This window comes from Flavobacterium croceum DSM 17960 (genome assembly GCF_002917885.1).
Classification (GTDB): domain Bacteria; phylum Bacteroidota; class Bacteroidia; order Flavobacteriales; family Flavobacteriaceae; genus Flavobacterium; species Flavobacterium croceum.
Map to the genome: position 1 here is coordinate 132,724 of NZ_PQNY01000006.1, position 26,551 is coordinate 159,274.

Here is a 26,551-nt window from a genome sequence, read left to right on the forward strand (position 1 = left end):
TTTTAAAAAATAATTACTTAATTTCGCACTGTAGAAAACAATAAATTCAAATGAAATACGATGTAATAATTTTAGGAAGCGGGCCAGGCGGATATGTTACTGCCATTCGTGCTTCGCAACTTGGTTTTAAAGTTGCAGTAATCGAAAAAGAAAATTTAGGTGGTATTTGTCTTAATTGGGGCTGCATACCTACCAAAGCCTTATTAAAATCGGCTCAGGTTTTTGATTACTTAAAACATGCTTCCGATTATGGATTGACTGTTACAAATTTTGATAAAGATTTTAATGCTGTAATTGCACGTTCCCGTTCTGTTGCCGACGGAATGAGTAAAGGCGTACAATTTTTAATGAAAAAAAACAAAATTGATGTTATAGATGGTTACGGAAAAGTAAAACCTGGCAAAAAAGTAGAAGTTACCAAAGATGGCTCTGTAACCGAATATTCGGCAGACCATATTATTATTGCTACGGGTGCTCGTTCTAGAGAATTACCAAATCTTCCACAAGATGGCGTTAAGGTAATTGGGTATAGACAAGCTATGACTTTGCCAACACAACCTAAAAAAATGATTGTAGTTGGTTCTGGCGCTATAGGTGTTGAGTTTGCTCATTTCTACAACGCTATGGGAACAGAAGTTACTATTGTTGAGTTTATGCCAAACATTGTACCTGTAGAAGATGAAGATGTTTCTAAACAAATGGAACGCTCTATGAAAAAAGCAGGCATTACTATTATGACCAATGCTTCTGTTGAAAAAGTAGACACTTCAGGCAATGGCGTAAAAGCATTTGTAAAAACTGCCAAAGGAGAAGAAATACTAGAAGCAGATGTATTGCTTTCGGCTGTAGGCATTAAAACAAATATAGAAAACATAGGACTGGAAGACGTAGGTATTGCTACCGATAGAGATAAAATATTGGTAAATAGTTACTACCAAACTAATGTACCAGGATACTATGCAATAGGCGATGTTACACCAGGTCAAGCTTTGGCGCATGTGGCATCTGCCGAAGGTATTTTGTGTGTAGAAAAAATTGCTGGTATGCATGTAGAACCATTAGACTATGGTAATATACCAGGTTGTACTTATGCTACACCAGAAATTGCATCGGTAGGTTTAACTGAAAAAGCAGCTAAAGAAAAAGGCTATGAAATAAAAGTAGGTAAATTTCCTTTTTCTGCATCGGGTAAAGCCAAGGCTGCTGGAGCATCAGACGGTTTTGTAAAAGTAATATTTGACGCAAAATACGGCGAATGGCTAGGTTGCCACATGATAGGCGCTGGAGTTACCGATATGATTGCAGAAGCTGTAGTGGCGAGAAAACTAGAAACTACAGGACATGAAATACTAAAAGCCGTACACCCACACCCTACCATGAGTGAAGCGGTTATGGAAGCTGTAGCAGATGCTTATGGCGAAGTAATACACTTATAAAATAGAAAAAACATACCAATATACCTCTAAGATTTTAAACATCTTAGAGGTTTTTTTATACCTTATTGTAATATCTTTTTTCTATAAAATCAATATCTTTTATAGAATTTTTTGTCCACTGCAGTCGGTAATATAAGAGTTCTTCTTCTGATAATTTCCAATTGATGTTCGATTGGCGTAATCTAGTAGTTATATCTTGAATAATGATTGCTGCCGAAACCGAAATATTTAAACTCTCAGTAAAACCTACCATCGGAATTTTAATAAAACCATCGGCTTGTGCCATCACTTCTTCAGACAATCCTTCTTTTTCTGTTCCAAAAAAAATAGCACTTCGTTTAGAAATATCAAACTCATGAAGCATACACGAATCGTTATGAGGCGTTGTGGCAATAATTTGATAATCTTGAGCTTTAAGGTTGTCTATAGCATCTTGAATACCTGCAAACCTATTAATATTAACCCATTTTTGAGCTCCCATAGCGATTTCTGTATCTATGCGCTTACCAAACTTTTGTTCTACTACATGAAGCTCTTGCACCCCAAATACCTCACAACTACGCATTACTGCACTGGTATTATGCAATTGATACACATCTTCCATAGCTATAGTAAAATGGGTTGTTCTATTTTGTAAAACTTCCAAAAAGCGAGATTTTCTGCTTTCTGTAAGAAAATTAGTTTCCAAATATTCTAAAAAATCAATATCAATCATAAATGAATCTTTTGCCAGTGAATTTTACACCATTTATAATACAACTTATCTTGTAAGTAGTAAATGTTTTTTTATATGCAATAAACCTTACACTTAATATAATAAACTTTACATTTAAAACAATAAACCTTACTTTGTTTATATTAAACAATAACTACTAAATATGTAAGGCTATTTTAGTAATATAAAACCTTACTTTATATCTATTTAAGCTTTTTTAGTATGATGAAATGGTAACTTTAAAGGCTTAAAAGTGCAAAAATACAATTTAGATATTTATAAAATAAACACAAACGAGTATCTTTGATATATGAAGAAAAAATTAGTAGTGCTTACTGGTGCGGGCATTTCTGCCGAGAGTGGCATCTCTACTTTTAGAGATGCTGGCGGACTTTGGGAAGGGCATGATATTATGGAAGTTGCCTCGCCTAACGGTTTTAAAAATAATCCAAAACTTGTATTAGAGTTTTACAATTTAAGAAGAAAACAACTGCATCAGGTACAACCTAATATTGGACATCGCACTTTGGTAGAATTGGAGACATATTTTGATGTGCATATAATTACTCAAAATGTAGATAACCTACACGAACAAGCAGGAAGCAGTAATGTACTGCACTTGCATGGCGAACTTTTTAAAGTGAGAAGCACTGCAAATCCAAATAGTATACTTGAATGGAAACATGATTTACTTTTGGGAGATACCGATAATGAAGGTTATCAACTTCGCCCACATATTGTATGGTTTGGCGAAGAAGTACCTGCTATTGAAGAGGCTGTAAACATAACGAGAGAAGCCGATTATTTTGTTATTATTGGTACATCAATGCAAGTATATCCTGCTGCTAGCTTAATACATCACACAAAACCTAATTGCCCTATTTTTTATATAGATCCTAGTCCGGCAACATTGTATGATGTTACAAATCCTCTAGAAATAATAAAAAATACAGCTTGCCATGGTGTACCTATTTTAAAAGAAAAATTGTTACACCTTTTCTTTTAAGTTCTCTACAAACTCATTTTTAAATTGAGTAATTAAATACTACTTTTGCACCTTAACAACACAACACATGCAATTGACAACTCTAAACGCAATTTCACCTATAGATGGGCGTTATCGTTCAAAAACAGAATCTTTAGCACAGTATTTTTCGGAAGAAGCTCTTATAAAATATCGTGTTTTGGTAGAAATAGAATATTTTATCGCTTTATGCGAATTGCCATTACCTCAACTAGCATCTATTGATGTATCTATTTTTGCAAAACTTAGGGCTTTGTATGAAAATTTTTCTACCGAAGATGCACTATGGATTAAACAAACCGAACAGACTACCAATCATGATGTAAAAGCGGTTGAATATTTTTTAAAAAATAAGTTTGAAACTTTAGGCTTAAATCAATATAAAGAATTTATTCATTTTGGTTTAACTTCTCAAGATATTAATAATACAGCCATTCCGCTTTCTACAAAAAATGCTTTTGAAAAATGCTATTTGCCAGCACTTATTGCTTTGGTTTCTAAACTTAAAGATTTGGTGGTAACATGGCAATATATACCTATGCTTGCTCGTACCCATGGGCAACCTGCTTCTCCTACCCGATTGGGTAAAGAAATTGAAGTATTTGTAGAGCGTATAGAAGAACAACTTAGATTGCTTTTTAATATACCTTTTGCTGCAAAATTTGGTGGTGCCACCGGAAATTTTAATGCGCATAAAATAGCTTACCCTACTATAGATTGGAAACAGTTTGGAACTCAATTTGTACAGCAAACCTTGGGTTTACACCATTCTTTTCCAACAACACAAATAGAACATTACGACCATTTTGCTGCCTTTTGCGATGCTTTAAAACGTATTAATACAATACTACTCGATTTGGATAGAGATATTTGGACGTATGTTTCTATGGATTATTTTAAACAAAAAATAAAAGAAGGCGAAATAGGCTCATCGGCTATGCCACATAAAGTAAACCCTATAGATTTTGAAAACAGCGAAGGAAATTTGGGTATTGCTAACGCTCTTTTTGAACATTTTGCATCGAAACTGCCTGTTTCGAGATTACAACGCGACCTTACCGATAGTACTGTATTGCGTAATATAGGTGTGCCTTTTGGACATACACTTATTGCTCTAGAATCTACATTAAAAGGATTGAATAAATTACTTTTAAACGAAACCAAACTGTCTGAAGAATTAGAAAACAATTGGGCGGTAGTTGCCGAAGCTATTCAAACTATTTTGCGCAGAGAAAATTATCCAAACCCTTACGAAGCTTTAAAAGATTTAACAAGAACAAATACTATAATTAATAAAAAAGCTATACACGAGTTTATTGAAACACTACAAGTATCTGATGAGGTAAAAAATGAATTGTTACAAATTACACCGAGTAATTACTTAGGTATTTAATCCTTTTTTCTTAAAATTAAATAGATAAGTAAAATAATTGCACCCAAAATTGCTATTGAAAAACTTAATATTCCTAAAGAGTCATTAGTATAGTTAATATAACAATCGTACAACATATATAGAAACAAAAAATAGGGAAGTCTGAGAATAACTCAGACTTTTTTTATATTAAAATATCACTTTCCAAATCAGATTTTTCTATAGTAAAACCATAATCTAACTTTGATACAAGCTCTATAACAAGCTTTTTATACCAATTTTCACTCTTAGGATGAATGTATATTTTTTCTATTAATTGATCGATATCAACATTAATTTTTAAACCGTCATTTATTTTGATTTCTCTTTCAGATAAATCAGAAATAATGCGAATTTCTCTTTCATATTGAAAACTTTTGCGTTTAAACATAAAAGGGAAAAACATATCGTCAAAAGGAATATATTCTTTTTTATAATCTATATAATTAACCTCTCCAATAAACTGTTTGTATTGCACTTCGGCTTCTAATGCTTTTTGCAGTCGACCAATGGTAGATTGAATAGCTAAACCTTCACTGTTTTGAGTGAATATTTGCCACATAGCAAACGATTCATATTCATTGATATGCCAACTACTCACTACAACTTTTTCGCGGTGCGACTTGTAGTAATTTAAAAATTCGGGGTTATTTTCTGATAATTTTTTAATCTCTTCAAAAGTAGGTTCGCTAAATGTCCCTTCATACTGATCTTCAAACTTATCAGATCGAGACATAAATAATTTTTTAGATAATAATAAATCTAAAAATTTTGACAAATCTAAATATTTCCAAACTATAGTATTAGGATCATTTGGTAATTTAATATTTTGATTTTCTACATACATTGTTAATCAAAAGATTGTAAAGAAACTAATTTGGCATAAGTGCCATTTTTTGCTAACAATTCTGTATGCGTACCTTGCTCTACAATTTCGCCTTTGTTCATTACTACAATTAAATCGGCTTTTTGAATCGTAGAAAGTCTGTGCGCTATAACTACAGAAGTTCTATTTTGCATCATATTTTCGAGTGCTACTTGTACGAGTTTTTCACTCTCGGTATCCAACGCAGATGTAGCTTCATCTAAAATCATAATAGGAGGATTTTTCAAAACAGCTCTAGCAATAGAAAGTCTTTGTTTTTGACCTCCAGATAGTTTTCCTCCTGCATCGCCTATATTTGTATCGATACCTTGCGGCAAATTATTTACAAACTCATGAGCATTTGCAATCTTTAAAGCATTTGCAATTTCTTCATCGGTAGCATTTGGTTTACCAATTAACAAATTATTTTTTATTGTATCGTTAAATAAAATAGAGTCTTGTGTTACAAGTCCCATTAAATTTCGTAACGACTTCAAAGTCATCTGCTTAACATCTACTCCATCGATTTTAATTTGTCCTTCGTTTACATCGTAAAAACGAGTGAGCAAATTAGCAATAGTACTTTTACCACTACCCGATTGACCTACAAGAGCAACTGTTTTTCCTTTTGGAACTTGCAAAGAAAAGTTTTTGAGTACATAGTCTTGCTCGTACTTAAAATTGATATTTTCTATTACTAATTCATTTTCAAATGTGTTCTTATCAATGGCGTTGTCAGCATCTACAATATCATTGTGTTGCTCGAGCAAAGTAAATACTCGTTCTGCAGCTGCCAAACCACTTTTTACTTGATAAGAAGCTTTTGAAATAGCTTTTGCAGGCGTTAAAATAGTATAGGCTAATCCAATATAACCAATAAAAGATGTAGCATCCAAACTGTGATCTACTAAAACCAAATAACCTCCGTAAACCAAGAGAATAGCAATTGTAATAATGCCCAAAAATTCGCTCATAGGCGAAGCTAAATTATTTTTATTAGCAATACTTGTACTCAACTTTAATAACCTATGTATAGAATCATTAAATTTTTGAATAAAAATAGGTTCTGCGTTAAAACTTTTAACCACTTTAAGACCTGTAAGTGTTTCATCTAAAGTAGATATAAAAATACCTTGTTCTTGTTGAGCTCTTACAGATTTTGATTTTAAACTCTTACCAATTTTTGAAATAATAAATCCAGAAATAGGGATAAAAACAAACACAAAAAGAGTAAGTTTGATGCTAATAATCATCATAGAAATTAGCGAAAAAAGTATAGTGAGAGGCTCTCTTACTATAAGCTCAAATATTTGAAAAAAAGAATTTTGTACCTCTCCTACATCACCGAGCATTTTTGTCATAACATCGCCTTTTCTTTGGTCTGAGTAGTACGATACAGGAAGGTTAATTATTTTATTGTATAATTGTTTTCTCATATCTGTTAGTACTCCATTTCTCAATATTGTAGATTGGTTTGAACCTAAATAATTAAAGAGATTTTTTAATAATGCTGTTATAATCACTATAGTTACTACAAAATACAAAGACGATTGTATACCATGTACTTGAGCAATAGAAGTTATTTTATAATTAAAATAATCTCCAAAATATGCACCTATTTTTGTAAATCCTTTGTAAATTGGCTTTTTATATACTTGATTTTCTTTACCAAACAGAACTTGAAGTGTAGGTATTAATGTAACCATTAATAGCGTAGAAAAAAGAGCATAAAAAACATTGAATATCGTGTTTAATATTACATTTTTTTTATACTTAGCTACATAGGGTAGTATTTTCTTTAAATTTTGATCCATTCGATTAATTTAATTTCATGTCAGAAATAATGCGCTGAATTTTAGCATCTAATAGCTCTTCTGTTTGAGGTGCGCTTGTTACCTCATCTAAAGAAGTATTTACACTAAAATAAAACTTTATTTTAGGCTCTGTTCCGCTTGGTCTAGCACAAATTTTAGAACCATCTTCGAGGTAATAGATTAATACATTCGATTTTGGTACTGTAATAGCAAATTCTTCATTATTCATAAAGTCTTTACCTATAGACGATTGATAATCTTCTACACAAACTACACGTTGCCCTGCAATTTCGGTTAAAGGATTTTGACGTAAATCAATCATCATTTGTTTTATTTCATTGGCTCCTTCTATACCTTTTTTGGTAATAGAAATTAAGTGTTCTTTGTAAAAACCATAATCTACATATAGATTAAGCAACTCTTTGTACAAACTACTACCCGATGCTTTGGCTTGAGCAGCAATTTCGCAAATTAACAAAGTAGCCGCTACAGCATCTTTATCACGAACAGCATCGCCCACCATAAAACCAAAACTTTCTTCTCCGCCACCAATAAATTTAAGGTCTGGAAAATCTTTTATAAACTTGGCTATCCATTTAAAACCTGTTAATCCAACTTTGCATTCTACATTGTAAGCACTAGCTAATTCAAGCATCATTGGTGTAGATACAATTGTAGAACCAATAAATTGTTTTCCGTTTATTTTTCCTGCTTGTTTCCATTGCTCTAGCAAGTAAGCTGTCATAATAACCATAGTTTGATTACCATTTAGCAAAATAAGTTTATTGTTGGTATCACGTACAGCTACACCAAGTCTATCAGAATCTGGATCGGTACCAATAACAAGATCTGCATTAATTTGGTTTGCCAAATTTAAAGCCATTGTAAGTGCTTCGGGCTCTTCGGGGTTTGGCGATTTTACTGTAGGGAAATCTCCATTGGGAACTTCTTGTTCTTTTACTATATTCAAATCGGTATATCCTGCTAATTGCAACACGTTTGGAATTGCTTTTATTGATGTACCATGCAAAGAAGTATATACTATTTTAAGATTTTGTTTGGCTTGCGCTGGTGTATTAAAACTTGCGTTTTCTACTGTAGATTTCCAGAAAGCGTTGTCTATATCTTTATCTATATATTCAATAAGATTTTTATTGGCATTAAAATGAATTTCATTATAATTTAATGCTTCTATAACCTGAATTATTTCGGCGTCTTGTGGTGGCACGAGTTGTCCTCCATCTTGCCAATATACCTTGTACCCATTATATTCAGGCGGATTGTGTGAAGCTGTAAGTACTATACCCGCATGACAATGTAAATATTTTAAAGCAAATGATAATTCGGGGGTTGGGCGCATTTCAGAAAATAAAAAAACTTTAATTCCGTTGGCAGAAAAAACATCTGCCACTACTTGAGCCAATGTATCGCTGTTATGACGGCAATCGTATGCAATTGCTACTTTGAGTTCTTCGTTTGGAAAAACTTGTTTCATATAATTGGCTATGCCTTGCGTATTTTTTCCTAAGGTATATTTATTTATTCTATTGGTACCTACACCCATTATACCTCGCATTCCGCCTGTACCAAATTCTAAATTTTTATAAAAACTTTCTTCCAATTCTTTTGGGTTGGAAGTTATCATGTTTTGAATAGTTTGTTGTGTTTGCGCATCAAATGTTGGGGTAAGCCATTCGTTTGCTTTTTTTAAGATATCTTCTTGAATATTCATAATATATATTTAATAACAAATTGTACAAATGAGATAGAAAACCCTTTTGTGTACAATAATTTTACAAATTGACTTCGGTAGCTATTTTATAACGTTCTTCATTGTTTTTGGTACGCAAAATAATTTCTCCTAAAAAGCCTGCTACAAATAGTTGCGAACCAATTATCATAGAAGTGATAGCAATATAAAATAATGGATTTTGAGTTACCAATATTGTATGGAAACCCGAATATAGTTTTATCATTTTAAAAAGGATAATAAATCCTGTAGATAAAAAACCTAATACAAACATAATTACTCCTAAGGCTCCAAAAAAGTGCATAGGTCTTTTTCCGTATTTAGATATAAACCAAATGGTTATTAAGTCTAAAAAACCATTTATAAATCGGTCTATACCAAATTTAGATTCTCCATACTTTCTTGCTTGGTGTTTTACTACTTTTTCACCTATTTTGCTAAATCCTGCATTTTTTGCTAATACTGGAATGTAACGGTGCATTTCGCCAGAAACCTCAATGTTTTTGATAACCAAATTCTTATAAGCCTTTAGCCCACAATTAAAATCGTTTAAGTATACTCCCGATGTTTTTCGGGCGGCCCAATTGAATAACTTTGAGGGTAAATTTTTAGTTACAACATGGTCGTAACGCTTTTTTTTCCAACCCGAAACCAAATCATAATTTTCTTGGGCTATCATATTAAAAAGTTGCGGAATTTCTTCGGGACTATCTTGCAAATCGGCATCCATAGTAATTACTATATCTCCTTTGGCTTTGGCAAAACCAGCATGCAATGCCTGTGATTTACCGTAGTTTCTAAAAAACTTAATTCCTTTAACGTTTGCGTCTTTTTGTGAAAGTTCTTGTATGGTTTCCCAAGAATGATCTGTACTGCCATCGTCTATAAAAATAATTTCATAACTGTAATTATTTTCATGCATAACCTTTAAAATCCATTGATGTAACTCGGGCAACGATTCTTTTTCGTTGAGTAAAGGAATTATAATTGATAAATTCATTAATATATTTCTTTGTTTCTAGATTTAAAGATTGCAGCTAATATTAAACCAAGAATGATTGCTCCAATAAGTGCTTGAAAGAAACCCATTACTTGACCTTTTAATGAAAATTGAGAGTTTTCTTTGATTTCTTGAACTACTTCGGCTATTTGTTCTTGTGGAGAATTGAATTTTTCTAACATTTCTACCTGAAAATCAACTAAATGTTCTGTGATTATTTCTCTAGCTTGGGTATCAAAATAATTGAAAAGAAAAATATTAAATAATGTAGATATGGATATTCCTATGAGAGCAGATACAAAATAGGCTGTAAAACCTTCTTTAAAACTTAATACACCACGTTGTTCTTTTTTACATTTTTGAAGTAAAACTATACCTATTACAATCCAAACTCCTATTAATCCAAACCCTATCCAAACATTGACGAATAGTTTTAGATTTATTATATACATAAGTAGCGTAACTAACACGGCAATTGCTCCAGAAATTAAACCAAAGTTAATTGCATTTTTTTTAATAATTGGAATCATAGTTTTTAGTTTTTAAAATAATCTACAAATATAGTAATTATTGAGATATGCCAAGACTTGTAACAAATAATAAAAAAAATGACCGTTTCGTTTGTTATTAAAAAAAATAGTGTAATTTTGCCAACTGATTATTTAAAAATAACCTAAGTAAAAGTTACAACCAGTTAATACCTTTACTAAAAGCATCAAGACTGGGTTGTTTCATAAAAATTTAAAAAGATTTACAAAATGAGAAAAGGAATTCATCCAGAAAATTACAGATTAGTCGCTTTTAAAGACATGTCAAACGACGATGTTTTTATCACTAAATCTACAGTAGAAACCAAAGAAACCATTGTTCACGAAGGAGTTGAATATCCTGTGTACAAAATGGAGATTTCGAGAACCTCTCACCCATTTTATACTGGTAAATCTAAACTTATCGATACAGCAGGACGTATTGATAAATTCAAAAACAAATACGCAAAATTCTCAAAATAAGAGTTACAAGTGTTCAAATTTTAAAGAGCCTTCCTACCAAAATTGGAAGGTTTTTTTATTGCTTATAAGTTTGTACTTTTACATTATTAATCACACCCAATAAACCACAGCAAAATGAACTACATTCTCTTTGATGGCCCATCTAGAAATGCTTTACTTCCGTTTACCTTTACAAGACCTGTTGCAGAGCTAAGAATAGGTATACTTACTATTCGAGAAAAATGGGAAAAACATTTAGGCTATACCACAACTACACTTACAGAAGAATATTTATCTGAAAAATATCCTATGGTAGAAGTCGAAGAAAATATCATGATTAATGCTTCTTATTTACCCAACGATGTTTTGGTGGCTACTATAAAAAGTTTAGAAAAAAATCAGGCAATTTTTAAAGACGATGAAGTTATAGCCTTTTACACATATAATACACAAGAAGAAGTAAATTTTGATGATTATGAAATTATTGATTTGGAAGAAGAATGCATTACAGTACAACATACTTGGGATATTTTTGCCAAAAATGATTTAGCATTACGAGAAGATTTTGAATTACTTACTCAAGATAGAGTTTCACAACCCATACCAAAATCTGTTAATGTTCTTTCTCCCGAAAATATTTTTATTGAAGAAGGAGCAAAACTAGAATTTGTTACACTTAATGCTTCTACCGGACCAATTTACATAGGTAAAAATGCTGAAATAATGGAAGGTTCTGTAATACGTGGTCCATTTGCACTTGGCGAAGAAGCACAGGTAAAACTAGCCACCAAAATATATGGCGCAACAACAGTTGGCCCTCATTGTCGTGTGGGTGGCGAAATAAACAATTCTGTTTTGTTTGCCTACTCAAACAAAGGGCATGATGGTTTTTTGGGTAATTCTGTTCTTGGAGAATGGTGTAATATTGGCGCCGATAGTAATAACTCTAATTTAAAAAACAATTACGAAGAAGTAAAACTTTGGAGTTACGAAACCGAAAATTTTGCTAAAACAGGTTTGCAATTCTGCGGATTAATGATGGGCGACCACAGTAAGTGTGGTATAAACACGATGTTTAACACAGGTACGGTAGTAGGTGTTTCTGCCAATATTTTTGGTAGCGGATTTCCTCGCAACTTTGTACCTAGTTTTTCATGGGGTGGCGCATCGGGTTTTTCAACTTATTTAACCCATAAAGCTTTTGAAACCGCTCGTATTGTAATGTCTAGACGTCATTTGGATTTTACAGAACAAGATGCAAAAATTCTAGAACACGTATTTGAAGAAACAAAAAAATACAGAAAGTAAAATTTTAAAAAAATCTTAAAGTTCCAATATCATTTACAAAAAAAGACAAAAACGAATACTTCATTTTTGTCTTTTTTTATCTTTTATTCATTAACTATTCAGATAACGTATAAGTTATATAATCAAGTACTTGATATTTTTGTTCGTCTGTTAAATTTGCTTTTTTGGCCATTCTATTTATAATAGGTTTCCATTCTTCTTGCTTAAAATCTTTTGGACTATAAGCTTTGTGGCATTTAGCACAATCATTTTCCATAATTTGTTTTCCACTAGCCAAAGCTTCTCCAGAATACTTTACTCCTCTTATGGGTTGATCTGCTATTTGTTTATTTTTTGATGCACAAGATGCAAGAAGAACCATACTCACTAAAAAAACTATTTTTTTCATTTATTTCAAGTTTTATAATAATTAGGTAAATATAAAAAAACAGCCTAAAAAAATTTAGACTGCTTGATATAATTTTTATTTTTTTGCTTACTTAACATCCATAAGCTCAACATCAAACACCAAAGTAGCATTTGGAGGAATTACACCACCAGCACCTTGTGCTCCATAACCTAAATAAGATGGTATTACAAAACGGGCTTTATCTCCTACTTGAAGCAATGCAATACCTTCGTCCCAACCTTCTATAACGTAGCCTTTTCCTAATGGGAACTCAATAGGTTTTTTACGAGTATATGAAGAGTCAAATACTTTTCCGTTGTCTAAAGCGCCTTGATAATGCACTGAAACTGTCTTTCCTGCTTCTGCTTTTTTGCCATTTCCTTTTTGGATAATTTTATAACGGAGTCCGCTTTCTGTTTTATCAAAACCAGCAGAAAGTTTTTCAACTGCCTCTTCTGCTTTTTGTTTTTCTTCTTCCATTCTTTTTAATCGAGAGCCTTCAAAAGTTCTAAAAGCTTCAATGGCATTCCATTTTTGAGCTTCATCACCTACTCTAATAATTTCTAAACTATCTATAACATCATTTTGAGCTACTGCATCTACCACGTCTTGCCCTTCAACTACATGACCAAAAACGGTATGTTTACCATCTAGCCATGGCGTAGGAACATGAGTAATAAAAAATTGTGAACCATTGGTACCTGGTCCAGCATTGGCCATAGAAAGAACTCCTGGTTTATCATGTTTTAATTCTGATACAAACTCGTCGTCAAATTTATATCCCGCATCGCCTGTACCCGTACCTAGAGGACATCCACCTTGTATCATAAAATCGGGAATAACTCTATGAAATTTAAGTCCATCATAGTATGGTTTTCCCATAGGTTTTGCAGTATTTTCCAATTGTCCTTCTGCCAAAGCAACAAAGTTACCCACAGTGCCTGGTGTTAAATCATGAGTTAATTTTACTAAAATAGAACCTTTTGTAGTATTAAATTTTGCGTAAATTCCGTTTTCCATTTGTATTTTAATTTAAAGGAGCAAAGGTAAAATATTATTGTGTAATAATTGTATAATTGTATTTTTGAAAATGAATTTAATAAAACTATCATGAATTCTATCTACAACCACAATTCTATAGCTCTTTTAATTGATAGAATTGAAAAAATTACGCCCGAAACCAAAGCCTTATGGGGAAAAATGAATGCTGCGCAAATGCTACAACATTGTAAATTGGCTACTGATGTTGCTTTTGGAAAACAAGACCTTAAAATAAATTTTTTAATGAAAATTTTAGGCAGATTGCTCAAAAAAAAGGTTTTTTATGGTGGTGGATTACAAAAAAATACTCCTACTGCAAAAGAATTCATTGTTAATTACAATGTCGATTTTGAGAAAGCAAAACAAGATTTAATCCATAATTTAAACCGATTTGCCAACGAAGGAATAGCATCTATCAAAGTAATGAACCATCCTTTTTGGGGAAAATTAACTTATGAAGACTGGGACGCTCTACTTTGGAAACATACCAACCATCATTTGGAACAATTTGGAGTCTAATGAAAAATTATATAGAAATAAACAGAAATACTTGGAACAATAAGGTTGCAGTACACGTAGATTCTAATTTTTATGACAATGAAAGTTTTATAAAAGGAAAATCAACTTTAAACAATATAGAACTCGAACTGTTAGGAAATGTAAAAGATAAATCTATCTTACATCTACAATGCCATTTTGGACAAGATACAATGTCTCTTGCAAGAATGGGAGCACAAGTAACAGGTATCGATTTATCTGACAAAGCTATAGCAAAAGCCCAAGAACTCAATTTACAACTAGGTTTAAACAGTCAATATATTTGTTGTGATGTATACGAAACAAGACAACATACAAATGAGTTATTTGATATTGTTTTTAGTAGTTATGGCACTATAGGTTGGCTGCCCGACTTAGATATATGGGCAAAAGTTATTTCAGATTCTTTAAAGCCAAATGGAATTTTTGTTTTTGCAGAATTTCATCCTGTAGTTTGGATGTTTGATAATGATTTTAAAGAAGTTTTTTATAGTTATTTTAATACTGAAGAAATCATTGAGGAAGAACAAGGTACTTATGCAGACCGAAATGCCAATATTGAGGCAAAAACCATAACTTGGAATCACTCACTAACAGAAGTATTAAATTCTTTGATTAACAATGGTTTGACAATAGAAATTTTTAATGAATATGATTACTCTCCCTACACTTGTTTTAATAATGTAGAAGAATTTGAAACAAATAAATTTAGAATAAAAAATTTAGGAAACAAAATCCCGATGGTTTATAGTTTAAGAGCAAGAAAAAAGTAATTTATATCTTTGCCTTATGAGAATAGATATTATTACGGTTTTACCCGAATTATTAAAAAGTCCGTTTGAGGCTTCTATTATGAAACGTGCTATAGAAAAAGGCATTGTAGAAGTGTATTTTCATAACCTAAGAGATTACACCACAGATAAACGCCGTACTATAGACGATTATCAGTTTGGAGGTGGCGCTGGCATGGTAATGATGATTGAGCCTATAGACAAATGTATTTCTAAATTAAAGCTAGAGCGCGATTATGACGACATTATCTATATGACTCCAGATGGAGAAACATTAAACCAAAAAATGGCTAATACTGTTTCTTTACAAAAAAATATTATTATTCTTTGCGGACATTATAAGGGTGTAGATCAGCGTGTTCGCGATCACTTTATTACACGGGAAGTTTCTATTGGAGATTATGTGCTAAGTGGTGGAGAAATTGGAGCCATTGTGTTTTGTGATGCTATTATAAGGCTTATTCCTGGTGTTTTGAGTGATGAAACCTCTGCTCTTACCGATAGTTTTCAAGATAATTTACTTTCGCCTCCTATATATACTAGACCCGCTAATTACAACGGTTGGGAAGTACCCGATGTTCTCTTGAGCGGTCATTTTGCTAATATTGAAAAATGGCGTGAAGAAAAAGCATACGAACATACCCTAAATAGAAGACCTGATCTTCTTGACGAGTCTTAAAGTCGAATGGCAAAAGTCTTAAAGTCTTTTTCTAAAAAACTTTCGACTTTTGACTTGCAACTTTCGACTTAATTTGTATCTTTGCACCCAATTTTGGATTAACCTCTGACGAAAACCGTGAATGTTAGTCTGATTATCAACAATTTAAAACATAAATCATGGCAGATTTAATTAAATTTGTACAAGACGAATTTGTAACAAAAAAAGATTTCCCAACTTTTGGAGCAGGTGATACAATCACTGTGTATTATGAAATTAAAGAGGGTGAAAAAACAAGAACTCAGTTTTTTAAAGGTGTTGTTATTCAACGTAAAGGAGCTGGTTTAACAGAAACTTTCACTATCCGTAAAATGAGTGGCGCTGTAGGTGTAGAACGTATCTTCCCTATCAATATGCCTGCATTACAAAAAATTGAAGTAAATCAATATGGTAAAGTTCGTAGAGCTCGTATCTATTACTTTAGAGAACTTACTGGTAAAAAAGCAAAAATCAAAGAAAGAAGAAGAAGATAATTCTCATTCTTTTTGTAAAAATAAAAGTCCCATGTTTGGGACTTTTTTTATTTTATGGCGTAATTATATTAATAGTATTACTCTTTTTTCTCCAGTTCTTCTTTTACCAGTATTACTTTTGCCTTAACTCCTGTTGCTAAATTCCATTTATTGGAAGTAACCAATTTTCCTTTATCATCAAAAACTACAAACTGAGCAGTATTTGGCCCTGATTCGCCTTGATTAAGCGCTTCAAACTCAACTTTATTAAAACCTGGTTGTAATACCAAAAATAGTTCTTTGTATTGTACATCAAGCAACAAACTTTCAATAACAACCTTATCATTTACCCAAATTCTAACCAAATCACCATCTGGCGCTTCGTGATCTCTACAGGCAATACGCACACTTTTTGTAGCCGTTCTAAACTCACCCAAATACGTTTCACTCATAAATTTTTGATTACTTTCTCCGTTGCCTCCTTTATTGTATTTTTCGGTATAAATTTCAGAAGGATTGCGCACATCATTGGGCGTAGTACTAGGTTGTATACCTACTTGAGGGGTGTTAAGGTATTTGTTGAATACTTCATTAGGGTCTTTAATGTACTGACTTTTGTATTCTATTTTTGCTTCTTGAGAAACTTTAGGTTTCTCTGCCAACATAGTAGCTCTTTTTTTACTAAACTTTTGAGGCATGGCTTCAATCGTTTGTTTTTTCTTTTTGGAAAACTCATATTGCGAATACCCAGCATGAGTTGCACTAAAAAACAAAATGGTAAGTAAAAAAAACTTTCTCATGTAATTTCAATAAAAAGTAAAAATAACCAATAATTGCAAAACTTATGCCAACTTAACCATAGATTAACATTTGATTATTTTTTAATATGAGTTTTATAATTGAAATTTGCAATCTCAAACTTATAGATATGAAGCACATCAAATTATTAGTCTTTATTTTGCTCGTAAACTTTTTTGCCAATGCACAAGAAAAGTTCACATTAAGCGGTACTATTTTAGATAAAAAAAGTAATGAAACACTCATTGGTGTAAATATTAGAATTGAAAATAAAAACAGTAATACAAACACCAATGAATACGGGTTTTATTCTATTACTTTACCAAAAGGAGAATACACTGTAAAATATTCTTATTTGGGTTACGAAACATTAACCGAAAAAATAGTTTTGGATAAAAATATAACAAATAATGTTTCATTAAAAGAAAACACACAAACATTACAAGAGGTAGTTATTACTGAAAAAAGTAAGGCTAACATTCGTAAACCCGAGATGAGTTTAAACAAACTCTCTATCGGTACTATTAAACAAATGCCTGTGGTATTGGGTGAGGTTGATATTATAAAATCGATATTAATGCTACCTGGTGTAACCAACGCTGGCGAAGGACAATCGGGATTTAATGTACGTGGTGGTGGTGCCGACCAAAATTTAATACAACTCGATGAAGCTACTATTTACAACTCATCGCATTTATTTGGGTTTTTCTCGGTTTTTAACCCCGATGCTATAAAAGATTTAAAATTATACAAAGGCGGTATTCCTGCACGTTTTGGTGGTAGAGCTTCGTCTGTGTTAGACATCTATCAAAAAGATGGTAATAGTAAAGACTTTCACATGAATGGAGGTATCGGACTAATTTCTAGTCGATTACTAGCCGAAGGGCCCGTTGTAAAAAATAAAAGTTCTTTTCTTATTGGTGGTAGAGCTTCTTATGCTCATTTATTTTTGAAATTATCTGATAATAAAAATTCAGCTTATTTTTATGATTTGAATACAAAATGGAATTATAAATTCAACAAAAACAATAGTTTATATCTTTCTGGATATTTTGGTAGAGATGTATTTGATATTGCACAAAGTTTTAGAAATACCTACGGAAATGCTACATTAAATTTACGATGGAATCATTTATTTTCAGATAAATTATTTTCAAATTTATCTGCTATTTATAGTGATTATTACTATGGCTTACAACTTGATTTTGTTGGGTTTAAGTGGGATTCGGGTATAAAAAACTATAACCTAAAATACGATTTTAAATATTATGTAAATGATAATATAAAAATGAATTTTGGTGCCAATGCTATTTACTACGATTTTAACCCTGGTGAAATAAAACCTTCATCTGAAAATTCATCGATAAATTACCGCCAACTAGATAAAAAATACGCCTTTGAACCTTCAGTATACGTTGGTGCAGAACAAAAAATATCTTCAAAATTTTCTACCGAATATGGCGTTAGATATTGTTCTTTTACTCGATTAGGTTCTTCAACTATCAATAATTATTTGAATGACAATCCCGTTGCATACGATGAAGATTTAAAAATTTATGAAAAAGCAACCCCTATTAGCACTACTTTTTATGGTAAAAATAAAAAAATAGCAAGCTATAATAATTTTGAACCTCGTTTTGCTATTGCTTACGAAATTAATGAAGATAATTCTATAAAAGCAAGCTACAACCGTATGGCACAATACCTTCAATTGGTTTCCAATACGGCTTCTCCTACTCCACTCGATGTTTGGACACCAAGTGATAAATACATTAAACCACAACTCGCAGACCAATATGCTTTGGGTTATTTTAAAAACTTTAAAGACGATAATTATTCTTTAGAATTAGAAACATTTTACAAGAAAATTAAAAACCGTATGGACTATATAGATGGTGCAGATTTAATTGCTAACGAAGCTATAGAACAAGTTATTTTAAACGGCGAAATGAGAGCTTATGGACTCGAAATATTACTGAAAAAAAACAACGGAAAATTAAACGGTTGGGTGGCTTATACATTATCTAAATCTGAACAAAGAACGCCTGGTAGAACAGCTTCTGAAGTTGGTATTAATAATTCTCAATGGTATCGTTCGGCATACGATAAACTTCACAACCTAGCCGTTACAGCATCTTATAAACTTAATACAAAATGGAATTTTGGTGCTAATTTTATTTTACAATCTGGGCAACCCGTTACCTATCCAAACGGGCAATACACTTATCAAGGTATAACGGTTCCTAGCTATGGTACTAGAAACGAAAATAGGCTTCCATTGTACCACCATTTGGATATTGCGGCAACTTTAACACCAAAACAAGACGCTTCAAAAAAATGGAAAGGCGAATGGGTATTTAGTATTTACAATCTATATGGCAGAAAAAATGCAGCAAGTATAAGTTTTAGACAAAACCAAGAAACAGCACAAAATGAAGCTTATAGACTCTCAATTTTTGGGTTGGTTCCTTCTGTAACATATAATTTTAAATTTTAACCTCAACAAATAAATATCTATATATGAAAAATATACTTTCCCTATTTTTGCTCTCAATATTATTGTGGAGTTGTGAAGATAAAGTAAATATCGATTTAGAAAATGCTTCTCCAAAGCTCGTTATAGATGCAAATATCCTTTGGAATAAAGGCACATCTGGCGCAACGCAATCTATAAAATTAAGTACTACAGGTAATTATTATAGTAATACAACTCCAAAAGTATCTGGCGCAATAGTAACTGTTACATCTGGTGCCAATGTATTTAATTTTTTGGAAGTAACCCCCAATTCTGGCGAATATGTTTGTACAAACTTTGTACCTGTTATAAATCAAAATTACACGCTTAATGTAAACTACCAAGGACAAAACTATACGGCTACCGAAAAACTTTTGGCTACGCCTACAATAACTCATGTAGAAAAAACAGTAGTTTCGGTTTTTGGTAAAGATGTCATACAACTCAAAGCCTTTTTTAATGATAATGGAAACGAAAATAATTTTTATTTAGTTGGCGTAAAAAATCCGCTATACCAAATTCCAGAATACGGAGTTCTTAAAGACGAATTTTTTCAAGGAAACGAAATGTTTGGTTTTTATGCCGATGAAAATTTAGTTACTGGGCTAGATATGAAATTTACAATACAAGGAATCTCAGAACGTTATTATAATTATATGAATAAATTGCTCAGTGTATCTGGAAATTCTGGAGGCAGTCCTTTTGCAACGCCACCAGCTTCAGTACGCGGTAATATTGTCAATCAAAACGATACCAATAACTATCCTTTAGGTTATTTCCATATATCAGAACAAGACACTAAAAACTATATTATTCCGTAAAACAAATCAAAATTTATGTCATCACACCACATCGTTAAAGACGACCAAGAGCCTGCATTAATAATTGCCAATGGTGATGCTTGTTCTTTACAATTAACGCACCAATTACTCGAATGGTCTCCGTATGTGGTTGTATTGGATGCTGCTGTAGAAAGAGTCTTGGAACTAGATATAAAAATTGATGTACTTTTAGGTGATTTTGATAAAAATTTCGACGCAAACTCGTATCGAGAAAAGCAATATCCTTTGGAAATTGTGTATACTCCAAACCAAGATAAAACAGATTTAGAAAAAGCTTTCGATTTTTTAATCGAAAAAGGACATAAAGCTGTTAATGTAATTTGGGCAACAGGCAAGCGTGCAGACCACACTATATCTAATCTTACCAATATTATTCGGTACAAAAATCAACTAAAAATAGTGATTCTAGACGACTATTCTAAAGTTTTTGTATTGCCCAAAAAATTTGAAAAATGGTATCCAAAAAACAGTATCATTTCGCTTATTCCTATTGGTGTTGTAAAAGGTATTGTTACAAAAAACTTAGCCTATCCACTAAAAAATGATGAGCTAATATTGGGCTACAAATCGGGCAACAGCAACCACGTTCTTGAAGAAGGTATAGTGAGTATAACACACCAAGAAGGCGATTTGATATTGATGGAATGTTGGGATGTAGCAACCAACTAAATACACAATCATGTTTGGAAATTTATAAATACATTTGTACTTATATACTTTCTAATTTTCTATTACTAAAACTATTTTCATTACCATGAAATTTCAAGTTGTATCTCAATTTAAACCTACTGGCGATCAGCCTCATGCTATAGAAAAATTAGCACAAGGAATACGCCAAGGAGAAAAATTTCAAACTTTACTTGGAGTTACAGGTTCTGGAAAAACATTTACAATTGCCAATGTTATTGAAAAAATTGAAAAACCAACGTTAATATTAGCTCATAATAAAACATTGGCTGCTCAATTGTATTCAGAATTTAAACAATTTTTTCCGAATAATTCTGTACAATATTTTGTTTCTTATTACGATTATTACCAACCCGAAGCTTTTATTCCCGTTACAGGAACTTATATAGAAAAAGACTTGTCTATAAACGACGAACTCGAAAAACTTAGACTTAGTACAACCTCTGCATTACTTTCTGGCAGAAGAGACATTGTAGTTATCTCATCTGTATCATGCTTATACGGTATAGGAAACCCTGTTGAGTTTCAAAAAAATGTAATTAGCATACAAAAAGATCAAATTATTTCGAGAACAAAACTTTTGCATCGTTTAGTGCAAAGTTTGTATGCACGTACCGAGGCCGAATTTACACCAGGAACCTTTAGAATAAAAGGAGATACTGTAGAAATATTTCCATCTTATGCCGATGATCCTTTTAGAGTACATTTTTTTGGAGATGAGATAGAAGATATCGAAGCATTTGAAGCAAGTAGTTCAAAAGTTATAGAAAAATACAATCAATTAAACATATACCCTGCCAATATGTTTGTAACATCTCCAGATATTTTACAATCTGCTATTTGGGAAATACAACAAGATTTGGTAAAACAAGTTGATTATTTTAAGGAAATAGGAAAACATTTGGAAGCAAAAAGATTGGAAGAGCGTACCAATTTTGATTTAGAAATGATACGAGAACTAGGCTATTGCTCAGGTATAGAAAACTACTCTCGCTATTTGGATAGACGCTTACCTGGTACACGACCATTTTGTCTTTTAGATTATTTTCCAAAAGATTATTTAATGGTAGTTGATGAAAGCCATGTAACACTCTCTCAAGTTCATGCTATGTATGGTGGTGATAGAAGTAGAAAGGAAAACTTGGTAGAATATGGATTTCGATTGCCTGCTGCTATGGATAATCGTCCGTTAAAATTTGAAGAATTTGAAGCCTTGCAAAATCAAGTCATATACGTTTCTGCAACGCCAGCCGATTATGAATTACAAAAAACAGAAGGTGTTTATATTGAACAAATTATACGACCAACGGGTTTATTAGACCCTATAATTGAAGTACGCCCAAGCCAAAATCAAATAGACGATTTAATAGAAGAAATTCAGCAACGTTGCGAACTCGACGAAAGGGTTTTGGTAACGACTCTTACCAAGCGAATGGCAGAAGAACTCACAAAGTATCTTACCAAAGTATCTATTCGATGTAGATACATACATTCTGATGTAGATACACTAGAACGTGTAGAAATTATGCAAGATTTGCGCAAAGGTTTGTTTGATGTGTTAATTGGTGTAAACTTGCTTAGAGAAGGTTTAGATTTACCCGAAGTTTCGCTTGTAGCTATACTCGATGCCGATAAAGAAGGTTTTTTGCGTAGCCACCGTTCTTTAACCCAAACAGTAGGTAGAGCCGCAAGAAATGTAAACGGAAAAGCTATTATGTATGCCGATAAAATTACAGCATCTATGCAAAAAACCATAGATGAAACCAATTACCGTAGAGAAAAACAAACGGCTTACAATACGGCAAACCATTTACAACCACAAGCTTTAAACAAATCGATAGAAAATCATTTAAGCAAAAGTCCAATTACTTCATACCATTATGACATTGACAAAAAAATAGCTGCAGAACCTACCGAAAATTATTTATCAAAACCTGAAATAGAGAAAAGAATAAAAGAAAAAAGAAAAGAAATGGAAAAAGCTGCCAAAGATTTAGACTTTATGCAAGCAGCAAAATTACGAGATGAAATTAAAGCGTTACAAGATAAAATATAGGCAGTCAATAGACTGCCTTTTTTTATTCATTATGCAAAAACGCTTGTCTGTTCAATAAAGTTTCTTCGGTCTCTACATGATTTTCATCGGGTACACAACAATCTACTGGGCAAACAGCAGCACATTGTGGTTCTTCATGAAAACCTTTACATTCGGTACATTTGCCTGGAACAATATAATAAATATCATCCGAAATTGGTTTTTGAGGCGCATTAGCATCTATTTCTGTCCCATCGGGTAGTATTACTTTTCCGCTTAACTTGGTTCCATCTTTATAGCGCCAATCGTCTGCCCCTTCATATATTGCAGTATTTGGACATTCTGGCTCGCACGCACCACAGTTTATACACTCATCAGTTATTACAATTGCCATTTTCTTTAATTTAAGAGTTTAAAAGATTATGAATTAAAATCATTTTCTTTGGCGTATGCCTAATTACTTTTACTTAATTTTGTGCAAAATTACAACCATTAGATTGGATAAACAAGATACAAATGTTACAAAACGACAAAAAAAATGCTTTTGTAGAACTAGGTAAATTTTTAAGCCTCTTTTCACACACCACACAAACCGATAAATCGAGCGTTTTATATAGCGATTTATTTTTTGATCGAATGCAATTTTTAATTGAAAATGCTGTATCATACAACGGTTGGTTTACCCAAGAACAAGTAATTTATGCGCTTTCATCTTGGGCTGAAAGTCTTACTGAAAACAATTTAAACAAATGGCTAGCAGAGTATCAATTTTCTACAAAAGAGCCAAAAAATGTAGGACTTGTGCTCGCTGGAAATATTCCTATGGTTGGGTTTCATGACTTTTTATGTGTTTTGATTTCTGGAAATACCGCTTTGGTAAAAACATCTTCAAACGATCAACATCTTATTAAACTTTGTGCAGACTATTTAATTACCGTTTTTCCTCCATTTGCACATAATATTGTATTTATTGAAAATAAATTGGAAAATTTTGATGCCGTAATTGCTACAGGAAGTAATAATACTGCCCGATATTTTGAGTATTATTTTCAGAATAAACCAAATATTATAAGAAAAAACAGAAATTCGGTAGCTGTATTAAACGGAAAAGAAACCCAAGAAGACTTAGAAAATTTAGGCGAAGATATTTTTAGATATTTTGGTTTAGGATGTAGAAATGTTTCAAAATTATTTGTGCCAAAAAACTACAATTTTGATGCTTTTTTTAATGCCATATACAAGTACAAAGATTGTATTGAATATCAAAAATATGCCAACAATTACGATTATAACAAAGCTGTTTTTTTAATGAGTTTGTACAAATTACTCGATAATGGATTTTTAACACTCAAAGAAGATAGTAGTTATTCGTCACCAATTTCTTCTGTTTTTTACGAATATTACGAAGATATTTCTGAAGTAGAAACCAAACTAGAACAAGAAAAAGAACAAATACAATGTATTGTTTCTAATAATCTTGTAAAAAATTCTATTACTTTTGGAACAACTCAAAAACCCAACCTGTGGGACTATGCAGACAATATAGATACTTTACATTTTTTACTGAAATTGTAATATACAAAAAAAATATTTAGTTCTACATAACAAGCATCATTTTTCGTTCATTTCTAGTGGTTTATCTTTGTTAAATAATTCAAAAAAACCGCTATGATAACAGCCGAAATACTTAAAGATTTTAAATCGGGCACTGATCTATTGCACTATTTAGAACAGCATAAAGCTGAAAACCCCTTGTTTGAAAAAGTATATGAAAATTATATTTACGAAAATGAGTTAAAAAAACTACAAGCTGAACTTGTAAACCTTCAAAAATGGGTTATCGAAAACAAGAAAAAAGTTGCCATAATATTTGAAGGTAGAGACGCATCGGGCAAAGGAGGAACAGTAAGACGCTTTGCCGAGCACTTAAACCCAAGAGCCATGCGCATTGTAGCGCTTAATAAACCTACCGAAATAGAAAAACATCAATGGTATTTTAATAGATATATTAAAGAATTACCCAACGCTGGCGAAATTGTATTTTTTGATCGCAGTTGGTACAATCGTGCTGTAGTAGAACCCGTTATGGGGTTTTGTACTCCAGATCAATATGATAGATTTATGGTTCAAGTACCAGAATTTGAACACATGCTTTACGAAAGTGGAACTATTATTATTAAATTTTGGTTTTCGGTATCCAAAGACGAACAGTTAAAACGCTTTGGAGGCCGATTGAAAAGTGAACTCAAAAAATGGAAATACTCTCCAGTAGATGAAAAAGGACAAGAACTTTGGGATACTTTTACATACTACAAAGACCAAATGTTTACAAGAACCCACCACTCTTTTAGTCCTTGGATTATTGTAAAATCTGACAATAAAAAACTAGCAAGATTAGAAAGTATAAAATATGTACTTTCTTTATTTGACTACGAAGGCAAAAACGAAGCAAAAACAAGTTTACTAGTAGATCCAAACGTAGTACATCGTTATTTTAGACTCATTAACCAAATTGACCAATAAACCACAAGTAGTATGACACTTACAGATAAAGAATTAAAATTAATAAATAGCAAAGATGGTTTAATGGCGCTATTAAATCAAGAAGAATTAGATGTAGAAAAAGCTACACGCTTGGTAAAATATGAAAATCGTTTGGCAAAACTACACGAAGAACTTATAAAACTTCAGAGTTGGGTTGTTAATAATAAGAAAAAAGTAGTTATTCTATTTGAAGGACGTGATGCTGCGGGAAAAGGCGGTGCAATTCGTAGAATTGTAGAACACTTAAATCCTCGCGAACACAGAGTAGTAGCCTTACCCAAACCAAACGAAATTGAAGCTGGTCAATGGTATTTTCAACGATATATAAATCATTTACCCAAAGAAGGCGAATTGGTTTTTTTTGACCGTAGTTGGTATAATCGAGCCGTAGTAGAACCCGTAAATGGTTTTTGTACGCAAGATGAGTACGAAATGTTTATGAATCAGGTAAACGAAGTAGAAAAAATGATTATTCAATCGGGAGTTATTTTACTAAAACTCTATTTTTCTATTAGTAAAGAAGAACAAGCTTATCGATTTAAAGACATACAAGAAAGTCCATTAAAAAAATGGAAATATTCTCCAGTAGATCAAAAAGCACTCGAATTGTGGGACGAGTATACCGCATACAAAGAAAAAATGTTCGAAAAAACAAGTACCGACTATGCGCCTTGGCAAATTATAAAAGCAAATAGAAAAACAAAGGCGAGAATTGAAGCGCTAGAATACATCTTACAAAATATTCCGTATACGGTAAAAAACGACGAAATTATTGTCCATCAAGAAATTGTTGAAGATGAAAATTAATTCATATTCAAACGAATAAAAAAACCGCCTTCATACAAAAGGCGGTTTTTGTTTAGTATTGCAATGTATCTCAAATGAAATACA

General features: G+C 32.2%; 26 protein-coding genes. 16 read left to right on the forward strand and 10 right to left on the reverse strand.

Annotation, left to right across the window (positions count from 1 at the left end; translation table 11 throughout):
• Positions 1-50: 50 nt before the first annotated feature.
• The gene (gene lpdA / locus Q361_RS06165) at positions 51-1,436 is read left to right on the forward strand and encodes a dihydrolipoyl dehydrogenase (protein ID WP_103725844.1); all 1,386 of its coding nucleotides are present in this window, start codon (positions 51-53) and stop codon (positions 1,434-1,436) included.
• A gap of 55 nt (positions 1,437-1,491) precedes the next feature.
• Here lpdA and Q361_RS06170 read toward each other — a convergent pair whose 3' ends face one another.
• On the reverse strand, positions 1,492-2,151 hold the full coding sequence (locus Q361_RS06170) for a TrmH family RNA methyltransferase (protein ID WP_103725845.1): 660 nt from the start codon (positions 2,149-2,151) through the stop codon (positions 1,492-1,494).
• A 310-nt stretch (positions 2,152-2,461) separates the two neighbouring features.
• Here Q361_RS06170 and Q361_RS06175 point away from each other — a divergent pair, with 310 nt between their 5' ends.
• Positions 2,462-3,157 (forward strand): SIR2 family NAD-dependent protein deacylase, encoded by a 696-nt coding sequence (locus tag Q361_RS06175; protein ID WP_103725846.1) that lies wholly within the window; start codon positions 2,462-2,464, stop codon positions 3,155-3,157.
• Between the two features lie 67 nt (positions 3,158-3,224).
• Positions 3,225-4,568, forward strand: coding sequence for an adenylosuccinate lyase (gene purB / locus Q361_RS06180; protein ID WP_103725847.1), 1,344 nt, complete (start codon positions 3,225-3,227; stop codon positions 4,566-4,568).
• Between the two features lie 163 nt (positions 4,569-4,731).
• On the opposite strand, the gene Q361_RS06185 is transcribed toward purB, so the two are convergent.
• The 5 genes from Q361_RS06185 to Q361_RS06205 form a co-directional block, all read right to left on the reverse strand.
• On the reverse strand, positions 4,732-5,433 hold the full coding sequence (locus tag Q361_RS06185; RefSeq protein WP_103725848.1) for a hypothetical protein: 702 nt from the start codon (positions 5,431-5,433) through the stop codon (positions 4,732-4,734).
• 2 nt (positions 5,434-5,435) lie between these two features.
• Positions 5,436-7,265: an ABC transporter ATP-binding protein gene (locus Q361_RS06190; protein ID WP_103725849.1), complete on the reverse strand. Its 1,830-nt coding sequence runs from the start codon at positions 7,263-7,265 to the stop codon at positions 5,436-5,438.
• Positions 7,266-7,269: 4 nt separating this feature from the next.
• Positions 7,270-8,997, reverse strand: coding sequence for a phospho-sugar mutase (locus Q361_RS06195; RefSeq protein WP_103725850.1), 1,728 nt, complete (start codon positions 8,995-8,997; stop codon positions 7,270-7,272).
• A 61-nt stretch (positions 8,998-9,058) separates the two neighbouring features.
• A complete protein-coding gene (locus tag Q361_RS06200; protein ID WP_103725851.1) occupies positions 9,059-10,015 on the reverse strand; it encodes a glycosyltransferase family 2 protein in 957 nt (318 codons plus the stop codon).
• Positions 10,015-10,545: a DUF4199 domain-containing protein gene (locus Q361_RS06205; RefSeq protein WP_103725852.1), complete on the reverse strand. Its 531-nt coding sequence runs from the start codon at positions 10,543-10,545 to the stop codon at positions 10,015-10,017. The genes Q361_RS06200 and Q361_RS06205 overlap by 1 nt, the downstream gene beginning before the upstream one ends.
• A 228-nt stretch (positions 10,546-10,773) precedes the next feature.
• Between Q361_RS06205 and Q361_RS06210 the strand changes: the two genes are divergently transcribed.
• Positions 10,774-11,025 (forward strand): type B 50S ribosomal protein L31, encoded by a 252-nt coding sequence (locus Q361_RS06210; protein ID WP_103725853.1) that lies wholly within the window; start codon positions 10,774-10,776, stop codon positions 11,023-11,025.
• A 114-nt stretch (positions 11,026-11,139) separates the two neighbouring features.
• On the forward strand, positions 11,140-12,312 hold the full coding sequence (locus tag Q361_RS06215) for a GlmU family protein (protein ID WP_103725854.1): 1,173 nt from the start codon (positions 11,140-11,142) through the stop codon (positions 12,310-12,312).
• A 94-nt stretch (positions 12,313-12,406) separates the two neighbouring features.
• Here the strand turns inward: Q361_RS06215 and Q361_RS06220 are convergent, their stop codons facing one another.
• Together Q361_RS06220 and Q361_RS06225 are read right to left on the reverse strand one after the other, a co-directional pair.
• Positions 12,407-12,700, reverse strand: coding sequence for a c-type cytochrome (locus Q361_RS06220; protein ID WP_103725855.1), 294 nt, complete (start codon positions 12,698-12,700; stop codon positions 12,407-12,409).
• An 87-nt stretch (positions 12,701-12,787) separates the two neighbouring features.
• Positions 12,788-13,720: a peptidylprolyl isomerase gene (locus Q361_RS06225; protein WP_103725856.1), complete on the reverse strand. Its 933-nt coding sequence runs from the start codon at positions 13,718-13,720 to the stop codon at positions 12,788-12,790.
• A gap of 90 nt (positions 13,721-13,810) precedes the next feature.
• On the opposite strand from Q361_RS06225, the gene Q361_RS06230 reads away from it, so the two are divergent.
• The 4 genes from Q361_RS06230 to rplS all read left to right on the forward strand — a co-directional run bounded on the left by Q361_RS06230 (position 13,811) and on the right by rplS (position 16,260).
• A complete protein-coding gene (locus Q361_RS06230; RefSeq protein WP_103725857.1) occupies positions 13,811-14,260 on the forward strand; it encodes a DUF1569 domain-containing protein in 450 nt (149 codons plus the stop codon).
• Positions 14,260-15,051 carry a class I SAM-dependent methyltransferase gene (locus tag Q361_RS06235; protein ID WP_103725858.1) on the forward strand — a complete coding sequence of 264 codons (792 nt, stop codon included), beginning with the start codon at positions 14,260-14,262 and terminating at the stop codon, positions 15,049-15,051. The genes Q361_RS06230 and Q361_RS06235 overlap by 1 nt, the downstream gene beginning before the upstream one ends.
• Positions 15,052-15,067: 16 nt before the next feature.
• Entirely contained in the window at positions 15,068-15,748 is a 681-nt protein-coding gene (trmD, locus tag Q361_RS06240; RefSeq protein ID WP_103725859.1) for a tRNA (guanosine(37)-N1)-methyltransferase TrmD, read from the forward strand.
• A gap of 158 nt (positions 15,749-15,906) precedes the next feature.
• The gene (gene rplS, locus Q361_RS06245; RefSeq protein WP_103725860.1) at positions 15,907-16,260 is read left to right on the forward strand and encodes a 50S ribosomal protein L19; all 354 of its coding nucleotides are present in this window, start codon (positions 15,907-15,909) and stop codon (positions 16,258-16,260) included.
• A gap of 77 nt (positions 16,261-16,337) precedes the next feature.
• Here the strand turns inward: rplS and Q361_RS06250 are convergent, their stop codons facing one another.
• Positions 16,338-17,039, reverse strand: coding sequence for a hypothetical protein (locus tag Q361_RS06250; protein WP_103725861.1), 702 nt, complete (start codon positions 17,037-17,039; stop codon positions 16,338-16,340).
• 128 nt (positions 17,040-17,167) lie between these two features.
• Between Q361_RS06250 and Q361_RS06255 the strand changes: the two genes are divergently transcribed.
• The 4 genes from Q361_RS06255 (at position 17,168) to uvrB (ending at position 23,137) form a co-directional block, all read left to right on the forward strand.
• A complete protein-coding gene (locus Q361_RS06255; RefSeq protein WP_103725862.1) occupies positions 17,168-19,534 on the forward strand; it encodes a TonB-dependent receptor in 2,367 nt (788 codons plus the stop codon).
• A gap of 23 nt (positions 19,535-19,557) precedes the next feature.
• Entirely contained in the window at positions 19,558-20,373 is an 816-nt protein-coding gene (locus Q361_RS06260; RefSeq protein WP_103725863.1) for a DUF4249 domain-containing protein, read from the forward strand.
• Positions 20,374-20,388: 15 nt separating this feature from the next.
• The gene (locus Q361_RS06265; RefSeq protein WP_103725864.1) at positions 20,389-21,063 is read left to right on the forward strand and encodes a thiamine diphosphokinase; all 675 of its coding nucleotides are present in this window, start codon (positions 20,389-20,391) and stop codon (positions 21,061-21,063) included.
• Between the two features lie 85 nt (positions 21,064-21,148).
• Positions 21,149-23,137: an excinuclease ABC subunit UvrB gene (uvrB, locus tag Q361_RS06270; protein ID WP_103725865.1), complete on the forward strand. Its 1,989-nt coding sequence runs from the start codon at positions 21,149-21,151 to the stop codon at positions 23,135-23,137.
• A gap of 22 nt (positions 23,138-23,159) precedes the next feature.
• Here uvrB and Q361_RS06275 read toward each other — a convergent pair whose 3' ends face one another.
• A complete protein-coding gene (locus Q361_RS06275) occupies positions 23,160-23,510 on the reverse strand; it encodes a 4Fe-4S dicluster domain-containing protein (RefSeq protein ID WP_103725866.1) in 351 nt (116 codons plus the stop codon).
• Between the two features lie 122 nt (positions 23,511-23,632).
• Between Q361_RS06275 and Q361_RS06280 the strand changes: the two genes are divergently transcribed.
• The 3 genes from Q361_RS06280 (at position 23,633) to ppk2 (Q361_RS06290) (ending at position 26,467) form a co-directional block, all read left to right on the forward strand.
• Complete coding sequence (locus Q361_RS06280) at positions 23,633-24,691, forward strand: acyl-CoA reductase (protein WP_103725867.1); 1,059 nt, start codon at positions 23,633-23,635, stop codon at positions 24,689-24,691.
• Between the two features lie 93 nt (positions 24,692-24,784).
• Positions 24,785-25,639, forward strand: a complete 855-nt coding sequence (gene ppk2 / locus Q361_RS06285) for a polyphosphate kinase 2 (protein ID WP_103725868.1) — start codon at positions 24,785-24,787, stop codon at positions 25,637-25,639.
• Between the two features lie 12 nt (positions 25,640-25,651).
• Positions 25,652-26,467, forward strand: coding sequence for a polyphosphate kinase 2 (gene ppk2, locus Q361_RS06290; protein WP_103725869.1), 816 nt, complete (start codon positions 25,652-25,654; stop codon positions 26,465-26,467).
• Positions 26,468-26,551 lie beyond the last annotated feature (84 nt).

Coding starts and splice junctions, on each gene's coding strand:
- purB (WP_103725847.1), top strand. CDS start 3,225: ATGCAATTGACAACTCTAAACGCAATTTCACCTATAGATGGGCGTTAT.
- Q361_RS06225 (WP_103725856.1), bottom strand. CDS start 13,720: ATGGAAAACGGAATTTACGCAAAATTTAATACTACAAAAGGTTCTATT.
- Q361_RS06280 (WP_103725867.1), top strand. CDS start 23,633: ATGTTACAAAACGACAAAAAAAATGCTTTTGTAGAACTAGGTAAATTT.
- Q361_RS06235 (WP_103725858.1), top strand. CDS start 14,260: ATGAAAAATTATATAGAAATAAACAGAAATACTTGGAACAATAAGGTT.
- rplS (WP_103725860.1), top strand. CDS start 15,907: ATGGCAGATTTAATTAAATTTGTACAAGACGAATTTGTAACAAAAAAA.
- Q361_RS06275 (WP_103725866.1), bottom strand. CDS start 23,510: ATGGCAATTGTAATAACTGATGAGTGTATAAACTGTGGTGCGTGCGAG.
- Q361_RS06175 (WP_103725846.1), top strand. CDS start 2,462: ATGAAGAAAAAATTAGTAGTGCTTACTGGTGCGGGCATTTCTGCCGAG.
- Q361_RS06205 (WP_103725852.1), bottom strand. CDS start 10,545: ATGATTCCAATTATTAAAAAAAATGCAATTAACTTTGGTTTAATTTCT.
- Q361_RS06215 (WP_103725854.1), top strand. CDS start 11,140: ATGAACTACATTCTCTTTGATGGCCCATCTAGAAATGCTTTACTTCCG.
- Q361_RS06220 (WP_103725855.1), bottom strand. CDS start 12,700: ATGAAAAAAATAGTTTTTTTAGTGAGTATGGTTCTTCTTGCATCTTGT.
- lpdA (WP_103725844.1), top strand. CDS start 51: ATGAAATACGATGTAATAATTTTAGGAAGCGGGCCAGGCGGATATGTT.
- Q361_RS06230 (WP_103725857.1), top strand. CDS start 13,811: ATGAATTCTATCTACAACCACAATTCTATAGCTCTTTTAATTGATAGA.
- Q361_RS06195 (WP_103725850.1), bottom strand. CDS start 8,997: ATGAATATTCAAGAAGATATCTTAAAAAAAGCAAACGAATGGCTTACC.
- Q361_RS06190 (WP_103725849.1), bottom strand. CDS start 7,265: ATGGATCAAAATTTAAAGAAAATACTACCCTATGTAGCTAAGTATAAA.
- Q361_RS06255 (WP_103725862.1), top strand. CDS start 17,168: ATGAAGCACATCAAATTATTAGTCTTTATTTTGCTCGTAAACTTTTTT.
- ppk2 (WP_103725868.1), top strand. CDS start 24,785: ATGATAACAGCCGAAATACTTAAAGATTTTAAATCGGGCACTGATCTA.
- Q361_RS06210 (WP_103725853.1), top strand. CDS start 10,774: ATGAGAAAAGGAATTCATCCAGAAAATTACAGATTAGTCGCTTTTAAA.
- Q361_RS06265 (WP_103725864.1), top strand. CDS start 20,389: ATGTCATCACACCACATCGTTAAAGACGACCAAGAGCCTGCATTAATA.
- uvrB (WP_103725865.1), top strand. CDS start 21,149: ATGAAATTTCAAGTTGTATCTCAATTTAAACCTACTGGCGATCAGCCT.
- ppk2 (WP_103725869.1), top strand. CDS start 25,652: ATGACACTTACAGATAAAGAATTAAAATTAATAAATAGCAAAGATGGT.
- trmD (WP_103725859.1), top strand. CDS start 15,068: ATGAGAATAGATATTATTACGGTTTTACCCGAATTATTAAAAAGTCCG.
- Q361_RS06170 (WP_103725845.1), bottom strand. CDS start 2,151: ATGATTGATATTGATTTTTTAGAATATTTGGAAACTAATTTTCTTACA.
- Q361_RS06185 (WP_103725848.1), bottom strand. CDS start 5,433: ATGTATGTAGAAAATCAAAATATTAAATTACCAAATGATCCTAATACT.
- Q361_RS06260 (WP_103725863.1), top strand. CDS start 19,558: ATGAAAAATATACTTTCCCTATTTTTGCTCTCAATATTATTGTGGAGT.
- Q361_RS06250 (WP_103725861.1), bottom strand. CDS start 17,039: ATGAGAAAGTTTTTTTTACTTACCATTTTGTTTTTTAGTGCAACTCAT.
- Q361_RS06200 (WP_103725851.1), bottom strand. CDS start 10,015: ATGAATTTATCAATTATAATTCCTTTACTCAACGAAAAAGAATCGTTG.